Genomic DNA, 17,595 nt, shown 5'->3' on the forward strand with positions numbered 1-17,595 from the left:
GGTTAGATCTCGGCAACTGCTCGCTCAATCAGGCGCCGCGCCAAGGTTTGCACCCCAGTGTGGTAGTAGTAGTTGGTGCTCATGTCTAAAAAAGCACCCAAGTAGTCGAGGTTATCTTTCGAGAGTTCAATAAAGCTTTGCAGACGATTGATCACCTTTTGCGGCGTTAACTCGTGGCTGCTCACAAATTGGCTCATCCACCCCTGCACAGCATTAAAGCTCTGAATAATAAAGCCCAATTGACCGCTGGGATTGCCCCCCGGCACCACAGCACTAATGGCTTTGAAGGTGGGGTTTTCCTGCAAGTCGTTGGGTTGCAAGCTTTGCAGTGTGCCCAAGCATTTGAGGAGAAAGTCAGGCCCTAGGGGAATCAGACCATCAAAGCAGATGAGGGCGGCCATCCGCATGAGGGATTCACCACTGTAGTCGGCAAGGGCCCGCAGGAAGTCACCGAGGCTATCACCGGGAATGCCATTGATTTGACAAAAGGCGAGAATTTCTACAATCAGCTTAAGGCTGAGGTCAAGGGACTGCGCCCGCTCTGGCTTGGGGGTGATTTTGTCTAGGAAACCGAAGAATGAAATTTTCTCACCCACTTTGTTGGCAAGGGCAGCCGCCCCTAGGAGGGCATCGGTATTGTCCACGGTTTGATAGAGCCACAGTGCCCGCTGATAGCCTTGGGATTTGTCATTAAAGAGCTGCACGGCGCGATCGCCAATTTGGCGGATCAGGGCAGGATCCGTTTCCCCCGTCACATGGCGGATCGTGTTATCAAAACCAACGATATTTTGCCACTGCCCCGGGATGATGAAATCCAAGGACTTGAGAGCCATAACAGTAAGACCCCCGGTGGGGAGTTGATCAACGATTTTGTAGATAGGTTCGCTCACGGTTGTCTCCTTAGGGGGCAAGTTGGGCTAAACCAGCCAGATCAAATTTTTCAATCCATTCCTTGCGATCGCTGGCGGTAAAACTGGGATCGCGGGAGAGCACCTTCACCTGATAGCGGTTAGCCACCAGAATTGCCGTTTGCGTTGTCCCCACCTCTACGGCTGGATAGCCGGCAATCTGCATCGTGGTGTTTTGGAACTTGGCTGCCGCCTCAGGGGTGCTAATGGTATCGGCGATGGCCAGCATCGCCAACTCTTTGCCATCTTTTTTCAGCTTAGCCTCGGCAAAGCCCTTTTTCTCTTGGACAAAGATGCGCTCAAAGCCATTCCCTTCCGGCGGAAAGAAGCGATTAAATTCGCTGCCTTGGGTGGCTTGGCGACTTACTGCCGCTGGGGCATTGCGCTGGGTGCTCTGCTGTTGCACCTGCTCGTAGGGCGAGGGGGAGGTGGAGGCACAACCCGTGATCAAAAGCGTAAAGGCTAAAACAAGTGCACTCAGCCAGCGAACCATGGCAATACTCAAGACAATAAGCCAATCATAGCCTAGGCGGGGCAGCCCCAGGCTGAGTTCAAAATTCTGTTAATGTCTTGCCACTCGCGATCGCTCAAGGGTTCTGGGGTCAGGCTCACCTGCCACTGCGCCTCAAAGGCGTCCAAGAGAGCCCTTTGCACCACCGGCAAAGGGGGAAGGGACTGCCGATGGGGAACACTGCCAAAGACCTGCTGCCATAGATTGGGGTCAGGGGTAAGGACAATCGAACCGTGCTGAAGGACGCGATCGCCCCGCCAGGCTTGGGCACTGCCAATGACCTTCTCGCCAGTCGGTAAAACTAAATCGGCCACAGTTGCCCGTGCAAAGCAATTGATGGGAGCGTTGGCGCGATAGCGTTCCTGTCCCAACTGCAGTGGCCACCCTAGGCGCTCAAATCCCACCTTCAGAAATTGACACAAATCGGCATAGACCTGCTGCCGCCGTTGCCCTAACCCCCACACCACCAAACTGTAGGTGAGGTCCCCTTGATGTAAAACAGCTCGCCCGCCGGTGGGTCGCCGCACCAGCTCTACAGGTTGCCCTTGCCAGTGCTGGTGTTGCCACTGCTGCGGAATTTGCCGTTGACGGTAGCCAAGGGAAATGGCTGGCGGTGACCAGGTGTAAAACCGCAGACAGGGGCGATCGCTCCCCTGCCAGAGCCAGCAATCCACCGCCATTTGTACCTTCCCCGGCGCTGCAAAAGGGGGAATATAACGCCACATCAACTCGCAGGTGCTTCCTCCGGATGGTAGGCTGCCGCATCCCGCCGACACCCCATATAGGCAAGGATATACAACTCCTTGAGGTCTTGGATCAGCGGATAGCGGGGATTGGCTCCCGTGCACTGATCGTCAAAGGCCAGTTCGGCCATGCTCTCCACCCGCTCATAGAAAGCTTGATCCTCACTGTTGAGAGCCTCCTTAATCGTGGCGGGAATCTCTAACTGGGCCTTCAAATTCTCAATTGCCGCAATGAGGCGCTCCACTTTTTCCTCTGGAGTCGTGCCGCCCAATTCAAGGAAGTCGGCAATTTGGGCATAGCGCTCCTTGGCTTGGGGATACTTGTACTGCGGGAAGATAGCTTGTTTCAGGGGAGCATCGGTGGCATTGTAGCGAATCACATGGGAAATCATGAGTGCATTCGCCAGGCCGTGGGGCACATGGAAGGTGGAGCCCAGTTTGTGGGCCATCGAGTGGCAAACCCCCAAGAAGGCATTAGCAAAGGCCATGCCGGCGATCGTAGCAGCGTAGTGGACTTTTTCCCGCGCCTCTGGATCGGCAGCGCCCCAGCGATAGGCACGGGGTAGGTAGGTAAAGAGCAGTTTGATGGCCTCTAGAGCCAGTCCCTCCGTAAACTCCGTCGAGAGCACCGACACATAGGCCTCCAAGGCATGGGTCAGCGCATCAATGCCACCATAGGCCGTCAGTTTCTTGGGCATGTGCAGCACCAAGTCGGGATCCACAATTGCCATCGTTGGGGTAAGGGCATAGTCCGCCAAGGGGTATTTAATCCCCACGCGATCGTCGGTAACCACGGCAAAGGGCGTCACTTCTGAACCCGTTCCCGAGGTGGTGGGAATTGCCACCAGGATTGCCTTTTGGCCCAAGGGAGGCAATTGATACACCCGCTTGCGAATATCCATGAAGCGCATGGCCAGGCCGTCAAACTCCACCGTTGGGTGTTCGTACAACAGCCACATCACCTTGGCCGCATCCATAGGTGAGCCACCCCCCACGGCAATAATTACATCGGGTTGATATTGCCGCAGCAACTCTAGGCCGCGCTTGACGGTACTGAGGGTTGGATCGGGCTCCACCTCATGGAAGATGTCGTACTTGATGTCCAGTTCTGCGAGGGTGTGCACAATCGGTTCAGTGATGCCCAAGTCAAAGAGGGGTTGATCAGTCACCAGGAAGGCGCGTTTTTTCCCTGCCAGCTCACGCAGGGCAATGGGCAAACAGCCGGGTTTGAAGTAGATTTTGGGTGGCACCCGGAACCAAAGCATATTTTCCCGGCGATCGCTCACCGTTTTAATATTCAGCAAGTGACGGGGACCAACATTTTCCGATGTGACGTTGCCGCCCCAGGTGCCACAACCAAGGGTCAGCGACGGATCTAACTTGAAGTTGTAGAGATCTCCAATTGCCCCCTGGGAAGAAGGGGTGTTAATTAGAACCCGCGCCGTTTGCAGGCGATATTTGAAATAGGCAATATCATCTTGATTGCGGGGATCGGTATAGAGCACAGAGGTATGCCCCTTGCCCCCAAAATTCACCAACTGGGCCGCAATCTCCACCCCTTTATGGAACTGGGGTGCCCGATATAAGGCCAATACCGGACAGAGTTTCTCATAGGAAAACGGCTCCTGCGGCCCCACTTCACTCACTTCGCCGATGAGTACCCGCGTCTGTGGCGGCACTTGGATATTGGCCATTGCTGCAATGGTGGCTGCCGATTGACCAACAATGGCGGCATTGAGGCGACCATCCTTCAGGAGTAGTTGGGCCACCTGCTGCCGTTCCTCAGGGGAGAGAATGTAGGCACCTCGCCGTTGAAACTCAGCTTTGACCGCGTCATAAATCTCATCAACAACAATCACTGCCTGCTCCGAGGCACAGATCATGCCATTGTCAAAGGCCTTACTGAGGAGAATCGAACTCACCGCCGTGGGAATATCGGCTGTGGCATCAATGAGCACGGGGGTATTCCCCGCCCCGACCCCGATCGCCGGATGGCCAGAGGAATAGGCTGCCTTGACCATGCCCGACCCCCCCGTGGCCAAAATCAGCTTGATCTGCGGGTGCTGCATCAGGGCTTGAGAGAGTTCAATCGTCGGCTCATCAATCCAGCCAATAATATCGGGGGGCGCGCCGGCGGCGACCGCTGCATCCAAGACGACCTTGGCTGCTGCAACCGTACAGCCCTTTGCGCGGGGGTGGGGCGAAAAGATAATGCCATTGCGAGTTTTCAGGGCAATCAGTGCCTTAAAGATGGTCGTTGAAGTGGGGTTCGTGACCGGCACCACACCAGCAATGATCCCCACCGGTTCGGCAATTTTTTGGATACCGAAAATGGGATCATCCTCAATGACGCCGCAGGTTTTCTCATTTTTGTACTTGTTGTAGATGTATTCCGAAGCAAAGTGATTTTTAATGACTTTATCTTCGACAACCCCCATGCCAGTTTCGGCTACGGCTTGTTTGGCCAGGGGAATCCGTGCTTGGTTGGCCGCCATGGCTGCTTGGTGGAAAATGTGATCCACTTGCTCTTGGGTAAATTGGGCGTACTGACTCTGCGCCCGTTGGACGCGCTCAATCAGCCCTTCCAGATCGGCAAGGCTTTGAACGGGTGGGTAACTGTTCAAGGTTGGGGCATTCATGGCCAACTCCTTAGAAAAGCAATTTCTCAAATTGGCAAGTTATTGAACGTTGAGGTCATATTCTCGAAAGAGGGCGATCGCCCGCTGCACCTCCTCTGGACTAGCGGCTGGGGTATCAAAGAGTTCATAGGGCAACCCTAACTGCCGCCATTTGTATTCCCCCATCTTGTGAAACGGCAACACCTCCACCTTCTCAACATTGCTGAGACTAGCCACAAATTGCGCCAACCCCCGCATATTTTCGGGATCATCCGTCAGCCCCGGTACCAAAACAAAGCGGATCCAGGTCGGTTTATGAATCTCATCAAGGTACTTGGCCAACTCTAAGGTGGGGGTAATCGTGACACTGGTGACCCGCCGATAGGTCTCCGGCAGAAAGGATTTGATGTCCAGCAAGACTAAATCAGTGACCGCCACAACTGGCTTCGCCGCCTCGAGAACGACGTAACCTGAGGTATCTAGGGCAGTGTGCAATCCCAACTCGTGGCAACGCTCAAAAATTTCGCGGACAAACTCCGGTTGCATCAAGGGTTCCCCGCCACTGGCCGTCACGCCCCCTTGGCGCAAATAGGACTGATAGTGCTGAATGTCGGCAATCAGTTCATCCACGGTGACGAGCTTCCCCTGATGGGGTTCACGGCAGTCAGGATTGTGGCAGTACAGACAGCGCAGCGGACAACCTTGGGTGAAAATGACATAGCGGATACCGGGACCATCAACCGTGCCACAGGTTTCAACTGAATGAATATAGCCTGTCACCTTTTGTTTTTTGGGTTGTTTTTCAGGGAGTGTCGAAACCATCGTTAGAACCTCGGTGACAACAGATAACTTTTGCTAGCTTTTAGGGAGTTGGCGAGGACCGGCCAAAAGATTCGTTAAAATTTTGATCGCTCTTAAGAAAGTATCCCAGTTAACAAAAACTCAGTGTTGAATGGCTCGCAAAGTCTGGCCTACGGCCTAGGAGCGCGCCTGCTCTACAGGCTTTTGAGTGTCTTCCATCCTTGGGCAAAAAGTGGTAAAGGGCTGAACTTTGGTAAAACGGTAATTTCAGCATAAAGGCAGAAGAATAATTTGGGCGCCGTCTTAATTAACTTTTAGGATTGGTGGTTGTTTTGCAACTTTTTCTAACTTTCCTAACTTAATGAAGAATTTTTAAGTTGATAATACTAGCGGGCGATCGCTCCCTCAAAGGTTGGAAGATATGACGATTGCGGCTTGGGATAATTGAATTCAATCTTGCCTTTATTCTACAAAATTCCCTTGACCTAGGCCAATTGTGCAATCGGTTACCAATTAGCCCTAGGATTGGGCACATTTGCGAGCTTCAAGCACGGCTGCCTGCAAGGCTGCTTGCAGTTGCTGGGTGAAGTCTTGAGCCTGTTGCTTGCGGTTGCCTTCTTGCCCAGGGGTTGTCCACAGAGGTGATCCAATCCACAGCGCCACCCGAGCACGGAACTGTGGCTGCGGATGATAGGCAATACCGACGGGAAAAATCGGTAGCGGGCGATCGAGCTGCAAAACAAGGCGGGCAAGACCAGGTCTCAGAGGGCGAATCACTTGATCCCGGACAATTCCACCCTCAGGAAAGATCACCAAGGGCTGACCGGCCTTGAGAATGTCTAGAGCATGGCGCAAACTACTGGGTTGAGGACGATCCAGATTGATCGCAAAGGCACCCAGGCGGCGAATAAACCAACCCTGCACACCGCCAAACTCAATGGCATTTGTCATAAAGCGCAGGGGATAGGGGCACACCAAGGGCAAAATGACGGGATCCCAACGACTACAGTGCTTGGGAGCAAGGACAAACCGACCATCCCTGGGTAAATGCTCGCGACCCACAATTGTGATTTGCGAAAAGTAGAGGGGCAAAAATAGGCGATGAATGGGCCACAATCCCCAATAAAGCCACGGCAAGATGTGAGATGTGGTGGGTGCCATTTTCTGATGGCGCATCCGTTCTCCTCCGTAGCCGCCGCTACTACAATAGTAAGCCTGTAGCCCCTTGCCGCTGTCGAGGAACCAGCCAATGTCGCAGCCGACCCATCGCTTTGATGCCCGTGTCTGGGGGCAGTTTCTGCGGATTGCCCAACCCTATTTTTTCCCCCGCGATCGCTGGGGCAGCAGTGTGATCTTTATCCTGCTGCTTTTTTTGGTCATTGCCCTCATGTTTGGCTTCCTCTTTGGCCTCACGGCAGCTATCACCTTTGGCCTGAATGCCCTTGCCCCTGAACTGATGGGACCAATTGCCGGGGGCCTCATGGAGATGATTCAATCCCTGTGGGCACAGCCCCTTAGCCGCAGTCTCCTGCTAGGGACAGTGATTGTCCCCCTGGGCGTCTTTGCACTGCTGCGGCAACCCCTCCTGCTTCGGTGGCAAGCATGGGCTCTCTTGGGGTTACTGCTGATGCTTTCCCTGTCCGTGAGTGGCCTCAACGTGATTATTAGCTTTGTGGGTCGCTTCTTCCAGACGGCACTGGCGGAGAAAAATGCCGAAACCTACTGGCGATTCCTCTTCGTGTATGCTGGTGTTTTTGTGGTGGGGACGCCGATTGTCGTCATTTATCGCTATGTGCGGGAATATCTAGGGTTGCGCTGGCGGGATTGGCTCACCCGTCATTTTTTGGATCGCTATTTCCAGAATCGGGCTTACTACACCATTGAAAACCAAGGGGAGATTGATAACCCTGATCAACGGATCAGTGAGGATGTCCGCTCATTTACCCAAACCTCGCTCCAGTTTTTGCTGATCATTCTTGGCGAAATTATTGACCTCATTGCCTTTAGTGGCATTCTCTGGACTATCTCACAAACCCTAACACTGACATTGATTGGCTATGCCATTGTCGGCACTATCGTCACTGTTTTAATTGGGCAACGCCTGATTTGGCTGAATTTTAACCAACTGCGGCGGGAAGCGGACTTTCGTTATGGCCTTGTCCATGTGCGCGATAATGCCGAGTCTATTGCCTTTTATCGCGGTGAAGGCCAAGAGTCAGTGCAAGTGCGTCAACGCTTTCTTGAAGTGCTGCGGAACTTTAACCTCTTGATTGGCTGGCAGCGAAATCTTGATTTTTTCACGACAGCCTATAACTACTTTGTGATTATTGTGCCGGCGGCGGTGGTTGCTCCCCGCTACTTTGCCGGTGAGATTGATTTTGGTTCCATTAGCCAAGCTAGTTTTGCCTTTTCCCAGGTACTGGGGGCACTCTCAATCATTGTGAACCAGTTTACGAACCTCACGGGCTTTATTGCGGGCATTGAGCGTTTGGCAGAGTTTGATGAGGTGCTGACGAGTCCCTCCGTACCGCCTCAATCGCAAATTGAATTGGTGGAGAAGCCCTACATTGCCCTAGAACACGTGAGTGTGGATACACCGAATTTGGCACGGCGACTGGTGGAAGATGTCACATTTGCCCTTGAAGCGGGCGAAAGTGTCGTGATCATGGGACCCAGCGGTGTAGGTAAAAGTTCGCTGCTGCGGGCGATCGCCGGACTCTGGCAAAGTGGCAATGGTCGCATTATGCGTCCACCGGTGGATGAAGTGCTCTTTTTGCCCCAACGCCCCTACATGGTGCTGGGTACGCTGCGCACCCAACTCCTCTATCCCAGTGGCGATCGCCAGACCCCTGATGACGTCCTTTTGCAGGCCCTTGATGAAGTAAACTTGGCCCATTTGCCCGATCGCGTGGGCGGACTCGACGTGGAATTGGCGTGGGATGATGTGCTGTCCCTTGGGGAGCAGCAACGACTGGCGATCGCCCGCTTGCTGCTGAATCAGCGCCCCTACGCCATTTTGGATGAAGCCACCAGTGCCCTTGACTTAGCCAATGAAAAACGGGTCTATGAGCATATTCAGCGCCTCAGCCGCAACTACATTAGTGTTGGCCACCGCGAGAGCCTGATGCAGTACCACACCTATGTTTTAGAACTAAAGGGCGATCGTGAGTGGAAATTTTACCCTGTACGCAACATCCCCTAGCGCTGGCGACCGCCACAATAGCCGCCACAATAAAAGTGGCGCCCTATGGAAGAGAAGTGATCGAGACAAAGAAATAGATTTCCCTGGAAGGCAGGTAGTATCACAATCTTTTTCTCAAAGGTAGAGCAATAAGGGAAGACATTCTTTTGCTTTTAATAGTCGTGAAACGGGTGGTGGCAACCTAGCCTAGAGCAAGCTGTAACATGAAGTTTTGTGCAATTAGTTTTTACCTAGTAAAGATTTTAGAATGAATATATGAATATATGTTTTTCCCTTGGGTCGCTGTTTTACTACTGCTTTTTCTATAGAAAATTTGAAATTTGGAATATTTAGAAAATCCTATAAAAGAGTTATTATAGTTATTAAGTTATTAAATATAAATATTGGGAAGATATGCTTTGTGATTGTTGGAGATGGTCTCAAGAAATCATTAAAGAAATTCTTGGTGCTTATTACAAGCGGAAGCATCTCAAAATCATCACCAATTGAGGGAAAGAAGAGAGTAAGCCATGACTGGATTTGCATTTTTAGACTTTCTTAATAGAACCAGTTTGAATCAGACAACTACTGACCAGCTTTTATCTAAAATAACCTCATTCAACGGGGAGTATTCGCTCGGCACACTGTTTTGATATTGACAAACTCCAGGAGTCCTGCCCGTCCCAGTTCGCGGCCATAACCAGATGCCTTGATCCCCCCAAAGGGTAAACGCGGATCAGACTTGACCATGGCGTTAATAAAGACAGCCCCCGCTTCCAGATCCCGCCCTAGGATCTCTGCTTCATCGCTCTCCTGTGTCCAAGCACTGGCGCCTAAACCAAAGGGTGTGGCATTGGCCAGTTCAATGGCCGCAGTCAGGGACGATACCCGAAAGAGCATTGCCACAGGCCCAAATAGCTCTTGGGTAAATACGGGGTTATCGGGAGTGACCTCTGTCAAAATTGTCGGCGCAAAGAAATATCCCTGCTGGGTCGGTAGATCCAGAGAGCGGCGGTAAAATGCCTTGGCACCATGACTCAGGGCAAGTTCAACTTGAGCGTGGAGTTCATCGCGGATGGCGGCGGTGGCTAGGGGGCCGAGTTGGGTGGTGGGTTCCAAGGGATCGCCAATCACCCATGCCTCGAAGGCGGCTTTCATGCCCTCGGCAAAGGTGTCATAGACAGCCTCATGGACAATAAAGCGTTTGGCGGCAATGCAGGATTGGCCATTGTTAATCATGCGCGCTTGGACAGCGGTGGCGATCGCTTGGGAGATATTCGCGCTGGGCATAACAATAAAAGGATCACTCCCCCCCAGTTCTAGAACCGTTTTCTTGAGGTGCTGACCCGCTGCTTGGGCTAGACTTTTGCCCGCTGCTTCGCTGCCCGTGAGGGTAGCCGCCTTAATCCGTGGATCCGCCACCAGATCAGCAACCGCACTGCCAGGGATCAGCAGGGTTTGAAAGACCCCCTCAGGAAAGCCCGCTTCAGTCAATAGATGAGCGATCGCCAGTGCGCACTGAGGCACATTAGAAGCGTGCTTGAGGAGAGCCACATTCCCCGCCATTAAAGCCGGTGCCGCAAAACGAAATACCTGCCAAAAGGGAAAATTCCATGGCATCACCGCCAAAATAATGCCAAGGGGCTGGTAATGAATTGCGCTGTAGCTGGCCTCGGTGGGAATCACTTCAGGCTGCAGGAAAGTTGCCCCCTGCTCGGCATAGTAACGGCAAACCCACGCACATTTGTCAATTTCAGCCCGCGCCTCTGTAATCGGTTTGCCCATCTCAAGGGTCATAAGGCGAGCAAGCGCCTCCCGCTGCTGTTGCAGGAGATTTGCTGTGTTTGCTAGCCACTGGGCACGCTGTTCAAAGGAGGTCAGGCGATAGGTCTCAAAGGTCGTCGCCGCTTGGGCAATGGCTCTCTCTACTTCCTCAGCCCCGAAGGCAGAAAAGGTTTTTAAGACCTCAGCGGTTGTGGGATTAACGGACACGATTGCCATAATTAAATTTCCCTATCTGGCTAGCGCCAGCGATCGCTAGCGCCTAGGACATGGGTTCAGTATGCTAATTCTAGCGTTTGTGATAGTTCCCATCTTCATTGATCAATCTTGATCAATGGGGCGATCGCAAACCATTGTTGTCTATTCTCATCGCAGTTTTGGGGCCCGCTTTTATGGCAACCATCGTTGATATTGCAGTGAATACTCCCGGCTTTTCCACACTAGTCACTGCTGTAAAAGTGGCCAATCTGGTGGAAGCCCTACAGTCGCCGGGACCTTTTACAGTGTTTGCCCCCAATGATGACGCCTTTGCCAAGTTGCCCGATGGCACCATTACCTCCCTTGTGCAAAATCCTGCCCAGTTAGGGCGGATTCTCAAGTACCATGTGGTTGCTGGTGCCTACAAAGCAGCAGACCTGAAAAAGATGGGCATCGTCACTTCCCTCGAGGGTTCCACCATTCCTATTCATGGTGAGAATCCCCTTGAGGTGAAAAACGCCACGGTTCTTGCTGCCGACATAGAAGCGGAGAACGGTATTATCCATGTCATTGACACCGTCATCCTGATGGGATTGGATCCAGCCCACTCCTTTCAGGACACCAACATTCCCTACAAAGTCTGAGGTGTTAGCAGATTTCCCGCACCAACAGCCCTTGGCGGATTTTCTCCTCCACAAACTGGCGGTAAAGCTCTAGCTCTTCATAGGTAACTTTGCCGTCGGCACGAATTTGTTGCTTGATCTGCCCCATTTCGTCAGCAGTCAGTACCCCGTCAGCGATCGCTCGCTCTAGTAGTTTCTTTAGTTTGGCTAGTTCCGCCTTATCCGCCTTTGAGAGAGGGATTCCATTTGGCTGATACCGTTCCATCGGACTCTCGTCTCCACAACCTCTCTATCCTATTGTCACCCTGAAATGTTGGTGTCGAGGGGCTAACAACTTAAATCTTGATAAACTTTAGTCATGGTTCACAGAGAATCTCCTATTCATTCTCAACCGGTTGGAAGTAAACAATGCAAGTATCAGAAATGAAGTACGGCGAACGCGCCATTCAAGAAGGTCAACTGATGACATTTCCCAACCCCCGTCCCGGTCGGCAATACACTATTGAGATTACCCTGCCGGAGTTTACCTGTAAGTGTCCATTTTCAGGCTATCCTGACTTTGCGACCCTCTATGTCAGCTATATTCCCCATGAAAAGGTGGTGGAACTGAAGGCCATTAAGCTGTACATCAACAGTTATCGCGATCGCTACATTTCCCACGAAGAAGCCGTAAATCAAGTCCTCGATGATCTCGTGGCCGCCTGTGACCCCCTCTACATGAAAATCAAAGGCGACTTTGCCCCCCGTGGAAATGTACATACCGTCATTACGGTCGAACACCATCGCCAGGCGGTCAGTTCGTGCTAAGATGATACATTGCAAGACTGCGGACGTAATTCAGTGGTAGAATGTCAGCTTCCCAAGCTGAACGTCGTGGGTTCGAGTCCCATCGTCCGCTCTCAAAACATCACTATGGGGAAGAGGAGTTTTGTCAGTAACCCAAGGGTAGCCGCCAAAAGCGCAGCGAAGAGCCCCTATACTCTTCCATCCGTTCTAATCTGCCGCTGAGAAATATCCTCTAATGGGGCTGCTACCGTCTAATCCCCTGGCCCTGCTTGCCCCCACCGATATATTGCTCCAGCTTGCCTCTACCGAATCAATTTTGTCCTCCAGTCTTTGAAACGGCATGTTACTGGTGGCAAATATCCAGCTTTTTGTCTATAGCCTGCAGGCTGGCCTGCCTCCCTTCAGGGGCATTCAACACTTAGCCCAACTCAGAACAGATGACAGGTTCACTCACCGCCAGCCTCCTTTATTAATCCACTCATACGCTTTACCCCTTGTGACTGCTAGGATGGGAGTTGTGCTTAAATTTTTAATTTTTCAATAAGGATTTCTGACGCCAATGGATGTGATTCCCGCCATTGATTTACTTGACGGCAAATGTGTGCGTCTAGTGCAGGGGAACTATGACAAGGTCAATGTCTTTCATGACGATCCTCTAAAAGTCGCCCTTTATTGGCAACGCTTGGGCGCCCCCCGCTTGCATTTGGTTGACCTAGATGCTGCCAAAACAGGAGAGCCGCGCAACTACGACCTGATTGGCAAAATTGTCGCATCCCTGGAAATTCCAGTACAGGTTGGTGGCGGCTTGCGATCGCGCCAAGCAGTTGCTGATCTCCTTCTCCAAGGCGTCAATCGTGCTATTTTGGGGACCGTGGCTCTTGAGAATCCAGAGCTAGTTGCCAGTTTGGCTGCAGAATACCCCGGACGGATTTGGGTAGGGCTAGATGCTCGCAATGGCTATGTGGCAACGCGGGGTTGGTTGGAAACTTCAAAAATTTTGGCAACCGATCTTGCCCAAAACATGGCAGCAATGGGGGTGGCGGGGTTTGTTTACACCGATATTCAGAGGGATGGCACCCTCCAAGGACCGAATATTCCAGCACTGCAGCAGTTGTTGGCAGTAACTAATCGCCCCGTGATTGCCTCTGGCGGTGTGAGTTCCCTCAGGGATATTCTCAGTCTTTTTGCTCTGACACCCCATGGTTTAGTGGGAGCGATCGTTGGCAAGGCGCTCTATACCAAAGCGGTGGATTTACGAGAAGCCGTTCGTGCGGTTGGTCAAGGTCGCTGGCAAGACATTCCACCAGATCTAGGAAGCACCACTTGGGCATAACTGGTCTAAGATAGATTCGTTGTTAGGCCTCAACAAATGAAATGCTAAAGCATCCTGCGTTCCGCTCCCTTAGTAAAATTTGGCAACTACTGGATGGGCGCGATCGCTGGCAATTGTTCGGTATTGGCTTGCTGATGCTGCTTTCGAGTCTTTGGGAAGCGGTGGGGGTAGGGTTAGTGCTGCCCTTTATAGCGGTTGTGGAAAAACCTGAGCGATTGAATAGCCTTCTCTTTTGGCGTCAAACTCCCCTCACAAATACAGAACAAGCTCAGTGGCTCCTGATACTGAGTGCAGTTTTTGGCCTTCTGTATCTATGCAAGAATTTGTTTCTTGCCTTGAGCAGTTATCTGCAGTTGCGGTTCTTGAACAGTAAAAACCGCAAGTTTGCAACCTTACTACTGCAGAGCTATATCCATAAGCCCTACACCTTTCATCTGCAAAATAATACCGCCACATTGATCCAGAATGTAAACAGTGAAATAAATAGTGTTTTCAACTTTTACCTACTACCCTTATTAAATGTTTTTGCGGAATCCTTGATTGTTTTCGCTATATTTTCAGTTATTATTTTGGTCAATCCCTTCATCTCAATTCTGGTTATCGCTTTAATTTCAATACTTTCTTTCATTTTCTTTCAAGTGTTTCGGCGCCAACTTCAGACTGTGGGTCAGCGCCGTGTTGGTTATGCCCAAAAAGTGATCCAAAGCATTAATGAAGCTTTGGGTGGGATCAAGGAACTCAAGTTACTTGGTCGAGAGGCTCACTTCCTCAAGACCTATGCTAAAAACATGACTGAGGAGCGCCAGGCTAACCTATTCATTCTATTTGCTCAGCAGGTGCCCCGTCTCTACTTCGAAAGCGTGGCGGTGCTCACTATTGTTCTGATTATTATCCTAACGCTACTGCAGCGAGGTAGTGTGGCCCAGGTGTTACCCTTGATCTCCCTGTTTGCCGCTGCTGCATTTCGCCTGTTGCCTTCGGCGACGCGCTTGATAGGTAACCTCAATTCCATAACCTACTATTCTGCTAGTGTGGACCTGGTTTATGACGATGTTTTGGAAGCGCGAACACTTCAGCGCTCTGAGCCTCTGGGCTGCCCAAGAAAGCCTATTTTTCAAGATTGCTTAGAACTCATTGATGTGCACTATACCTACCCGAATGCCGCTCAACCTGCGATTCAAGGGGTGTCCCTCAGGATTCAGCGGGGGGAAATGGTAGGGTTTGTGGGGGCATCGGGCGCAGGAAAGACGACTATTGTTGACTTGATTTTGGGGTTGCTCACCCCTTCCCAGGGCGATATTCGCGTCGATGGCATCAGCATTTATGGCAACCTTGGCCAATGGCAAGGGCAAATTGGCTATATTCCCCAAGCAATTTATCTATCGGATGATACCCTGCGTCACAACATTGCCTTTGGCCTACCGGATGAAGCGATTGATGAGGAGGCGTTATGGGCAGCGGTCAAGGCCGCGCAGCTCGCTGCCTTTGTTGATTCACTGCCGCAGGGTCTGGATACAGTGGTCGGGGAACGGGGAATTCGTCTTTCTGGCGGACAGCGGCAACGGATTGGCATTGCCCGGGCCCTCTATCACAACCCTTCCGTCTTGGTGATGGATGAAGCCACGGCTGCCCTTGATAACCAAACGGAAGCCGGGCTCATGGATGCAATTCAAGCTCTCAGTAACGAAAAGACTATCATTATGATTGCCCACCGCCTGAGTACTGTTATGGGGTGCGATCGCCTGTACCTAATGGCCAATGGCCAAGTGGTCGCTGTAGGGAGCTACCAAGAACTTCTGCAAACAAGTCCAGACTTTCGAGCCATTGCTCAGGGGTATGCAGGAGTACCCTAGTGGCTTGCTTGTACTTCTTTGAGGGTGCGTGCCATTAAAACACGATGGGTACCCCGCTCCGCTTCTCCAGGTGCTGGCTGTCGTTGCTGGTAGGTGCCATCGGGTTGCAGTTCCCACGCTTGGCGATTGTCTGCCAACATAATTTCAAGTAGTTCTTTGAGTTCCAGTTGAATGGTTGGATCTTCAATGGGGGTAATGGCTTCAACGCGGCGGTCTAGGTTGCGCGATCGCCAGTCGGCACTGCCAATGTAATACTCTGGCTGCCCATTGTTGCCAAAGTAGAAAATCCGGGAGTGCTCTAAAAAGCGGCCAATGATACTAATCACCCGAATGCGATCGCTCACGCCCGGTACTCCGGGGCGCAGACAGCACATACCGCGAATAATCAAATCAATTTCCACCCCTGCTTGGGAGGCCTCATAGAGGGTGCGAATCACCTGCGTATCTGTAATTGCATTCATCTTGGCAATGATCCGCCCCGGCTGACCATTGCGTGCGTGTTCAATTTCGCGGTAAATCAACTGCAGGGTGCGATCGCGCATCGTGACCGGGGCAACAAGAAGCTTGCGATAATCCCGCTGGCGGGCATAGCCCGTGAGCACATTAAAGAGTTCCGAGAGATCTGCTCCCAATTCCGCGCGGCAGGAAAATAGCCCCAAGTCCTCATACAGACCAGCAGTTTTGGGATTGTAATTGCCAGTGCCAATGTGGACATAGCGGCGAATTTGCCCCGCCTCTTGGCGCACAACCAGAACTGTTTTGGTGTGAGTCTTCAGACCCGGTACACCATAGACCACATGGACACCCACTTTCTCCAGCTTCCGTGCCCAGAGGATATTATTTTCCTCATCAAAGCGCGCCTTCAGTTCCACCAAAACCGCCACCTGTTTGCCATTCTCTGCCGCTTTAATCAGGGCACTGACAATCGGCGAGTCACCGGAGGTGCGATAGAGGGTCATCTTAATGGCCAGCACTTGGGGATCATGGGCCGCCAAAGTGATAAAGCGCTGTACCGTTGCCGCAAAGGAATGGTAGGGGTGATGAACGATAATATCCCCTTCGCGAATGAGACTAAAGAGTTCGTTGGCAACAGCTTCCCAATAGTCGGTGCCAAGAGTGGTAATTTCACTGCTTGTGTCAAACATGGATTCCCGTTCCTCTACCCGCTGCCAACTGGGGGGAACTTGGGGTTGCCACTCGGGATCCTTTAACTGGGGCAAGGGCAATCCCATAAAGGCAAACAAATCATTCAAGCACAACAGACCATCGAGTTCATAGACATCGATCTCCTCGAGATCCATCTCTTCCATTAGGGTTTGCCTCAGAAGCGGTGGAATGCCCCGCTGCACCTCCAGACGCACCACAGAGCCAAAGCGCCGTTTACGAATTTCCTGTTCAATGGCAATCAGTAAATCATCGGCCTTGTCCGTTTCTAGTTCGAGGTCGGCACTGCGGGTAATGCGAAAGGCAAAGTAGGCCTGAATCTCCATCCCCGGAAAGAGAGCACTGAGGTTGTGGGCAATAATTTCTTCGAGGGGAACGCCCAGCCAATGAATACCTTGGGGCGAGTGCAAGTGCTGGGGAAGGGCAACAAAGCGTGGAAACTGATTGGGTACCTTCACCCGTGCCAGTCGTTCTTGGCCAGATTCTGGATCACGAATTAGGACAGCAAGGTTAAGGCTGAGGCTAGAAATATAGGGGAAAGGGTGCGCTGGATCAACGGCTAAGGGGGTGAGCACGGGGAACACTTGGGCTTGGAAGTAGTCGTTAAGGTAGGCCTGCTGCTCGGGCGTCAACTCATTAAAGCGAGTCAGGAAAATAGATTCCTTGGCCAAGAGGGCACGCAGTTCTTGGTCGAAATAGCGGTGTTGCTCCGTAACAATCGGTAAGAGATATTGCCGCACTGCCTGCAATTGCTCCGCTGGAGGCATGCCATCGGCTCCGCCTTGGAGAATGCCACTTTCCACTTGCTGCTTCAAACCGGCCACGCGCACCATGAAAAATTCATCCAAGTTGGCACTGAAAATGGCCATAAATTTGAGCCGCTCTAGTAGCGGTGTGCGAGGGTCATAGGCTTCGTGGAGTACCCGCTTATTAAATTCCAGCCAGCTTAAAGAGCGATTGAAGTAGTATTGCGGATCCTGCAGATCAATGGCTTCGGGTGCTTTACGGCGAGGGGACTTCGCAGAGGGCATAGCCGTTTGTTCTTGTTCATTGGTCACACTAGCTTCCACTGTACTCGATTCCCCTTTTGCAGC

General features: G+C 51.9%; 14 protein-coding genes and 1 tRNA gene. 6 read left to right on the top strand and 9 right to left on the bottom strand.

Annotated features, from left to right (window positions below):
- Window positions 1-2: 2 nt before the first annotated feature.
- The 6 genes from IGQ16_RS06415 to IGQ16_RS06440 all read right to left on the bottom strand — a co-directional run bounded on the left by IGQ16_RS06415 (window position 3) and on the right by IGQ16_RS06440 (window position 6,757).
- Window positions 3-890 (bottom strand): hypothetical protein, encoded by an 888-nt coding sequence (locus IGQ16_RS06415; RefSeq protein WP_024123982.1) that lies wholly within the window; start codon window positions 888-890, stop codon window positions 3-5.
- 10 nt (window positions 891-900) lie between these two features.
- A complete protein-coding gene (locus tag IGQ16_RS06420) occupies window positions 901-1,401 on the bottom strand; it encodes a hypothetical protein (RefSeq protein ID WP_200865506.1) in 501 nt (166 codons plus the stop codon).
- Between the two features lie 32 nt (window positions 1,402-1,433).
- Window positions 1,434-2,144, bottom strand: a complete 711-nt coding sequence (locus IGQ16_RS06425) for a lipoate--protein ligase family protein (protein ID WP_024123984.1) — start codon at window positions 2,142-2,144, stop codon at window positions 1,434-1,436.
- On the bottom strand, window positions 2,144-4,801 hold the full coding sequence (gene adhE / locus IGQ16_RS06430; RefSeq protein ID WP_024123985.1) for a bifunctional acetaldehyde-CoA/alcohol dehydrogenase: 2,658 nt from the start codon (window positions 4,799-4,801) through the stop codon (window positions 2,144-2,146). The genes IGQ16_RS06425 and adhE overlap by 1 nt, the downstream gene beginning before the upstream one ends.
- Window positions 4,802-4,840: 39 nt before the next feature.
- Window positions 4,841-5,602 (bottom strand): pyruvate formate-lyase-activating protein, encoded by a 762-nt coding sequence (pflA, locus tag IGQ16_RS06435; protein WP_297041338.1) that lies wholly within the window; start codon window positions 5,600-5,602, stop codon window positions 4,841-4,843.
- 498 nt (window positions 5,603-6,100) lie between these two features.
- Entirely contained in the window at window positions 6,101-6,757 is a 657-nt protein-coding gene (locus tag IGQ16_RS06440) for a 1-acyl-sn-glycerol-3-phosphate acyltransferase (RefSeq protein WP_024123986.1), read from the bottom strand.
- 73 nt (window positions 6,758-6,830) lie between these two features.
- On the opposite strand from IGQ16_RS06440, the gene IGQ16_RS06445 reads away from it, so the two are divergent.
- Complete coding sequence (locus IGQ16_RS06445; RefSeq protein WP_024123987.1) at window positions 6,831-8,783, top strand: ABC transporter ATP-binding protein/permease; 1,953 nt, start codon at window positions 6,831-6,833, stop codon at window positions 8,781-8,783.
- A 597-nt stretch (window positions 8,784-9,380) separates the two neighbouring features.
- On the opposite strand, the gene IGQ16_RS06450 is transcribed toward IGQ16_RS06445, so the two are convergent.
- The gene (locus IGQ16_RS06450; protein WP_024123988.1) at window positions 9,381-10,763 is read right to left on the bottom strand and encodes an NAD-dependent succinate-semialdehyde dehydrogenase; all 1,383 of its coding nucleotides are present in this window, start codon (window positions 10,761-10,763) and stop codon (window positions 9,381-9,383) included.
- Window positions 10,764-10,936: 173 nt separating this feature from the next.
- On the opposite strand from IGQ16_RS06450, the gene IGQ16_RS06455 reads away from it, so the two are divergent.
- Window positions 10,937-11,386, top strand: coding sequence for a fasciclin domain-containing protein (locus IGQ16_RS06455; protein WP_024123989.1), 450 nt, complete (start codon window positions 10,937-10,939; stop codon window positions 11,384-11,386).
- A gap of 4 nt (window positions 11,387-11,390) precedes the next feature.
- Here the strand turns inward: IGQ16_RS06455 and IGQ16_RS06460 are convergent, their stop codons facing one another.
- On the bottom strand, window positions 11,391-11,630 hold the full coding sequence (locus IGQ16_RS06460; protein ID WP_024123990.1) for a hypothetical protein: 240 nt from the start codon (window positions 11,628-11,630) through the stop codon (window positions 11,391-11,393).
- 143 nt (window positions 11,631-11,773) lie between these two features.
- Between IGQ16_RS06460 and queF the strand changes: the two genes are divergently transcribed.
- The 4 genes from queF (at window position 11,774) to IGQ16_RS06480 (ending at window position 15,337) form a co-directional block, all read left to right on the top strand.
- The gene (queF, locus tag IGQ16_RS06465) at window positions 11,774-12,172 is read left to right on the top strand and encodes a preQ(1) synthase (RefSeq protein WP_024123991.1); all 399 of its coding nucleotides are present in this window, start codon (window positions 11,774-11,776) and stop codon (window positions 12,170-12,172) included.
- Between the two features lie 19 nt (window positions 12,173-12,191).
- Window positions 12,192-12,263, top strand: a tRNA-Gly gene (locus tag IGQ16_RS06470).
- A 447-nt stretch (window positions 12,264-12,710) separates the two neighbouring features.
- Window positions 12,711-13,484, top strand: a complete 774-nt coding sequence (gene hisA / locus IGQ16_RS06475; protein ID WP_297060668.1) for a 1-(5-phosphoribosyl)-5-[(5-phosphoribosylamino)methylideneamino]imidazole-4-carboxamide isomerase — start codon at window positions 12,711-12,713, stop codon at window positions 13,482-13,484.
- A 41-nt stretch (window positions 13,485-13,525) separates the two neighbouring features.
- Entirely contained in the window at window positions 13,526-15,337 is a 1,812-nt protein-coding gene (locus IGQ16_RS06480) for an ABC transporter ATP-binding protein (RefSeq protein WP_297060670.1), read from the top strand.
- Here the strand turns inward: IGQ16_RS06480 and ppk1 are convergent.
- Window positions 15,334-17,532: a polyphosphate kinase 1 gene (gene ppk1, locus IGQ16_RS06485; protein WP_041429370.1), complete on the bottom strand. Its 2,199-nt coding sequence runs from the start codon at window positions 17,530-17,532 to the stop codon at window positions 15,334-15,336. The two genes, IGQ16_RS06480 and ppk1, sit on opposite strands and share 4 nt — an antisense overlap.
- Between the last annotated feature and the right edge of the window lie 63 nt (window positions 17,533-17,595).

Origin of the sequence: Thermosynechococcus sp. M3746_W2019_013 (genome assembly GCF_015296045.1) — a bacterium.
In the GTDB taxonomy this organism is placed as follows: domain Bacteria; phylum Cyanobacteriota; class Cyanobacteriia; order Thermosynechococcales; family Thermosynechococcaceae; genus Thermosynechococcus.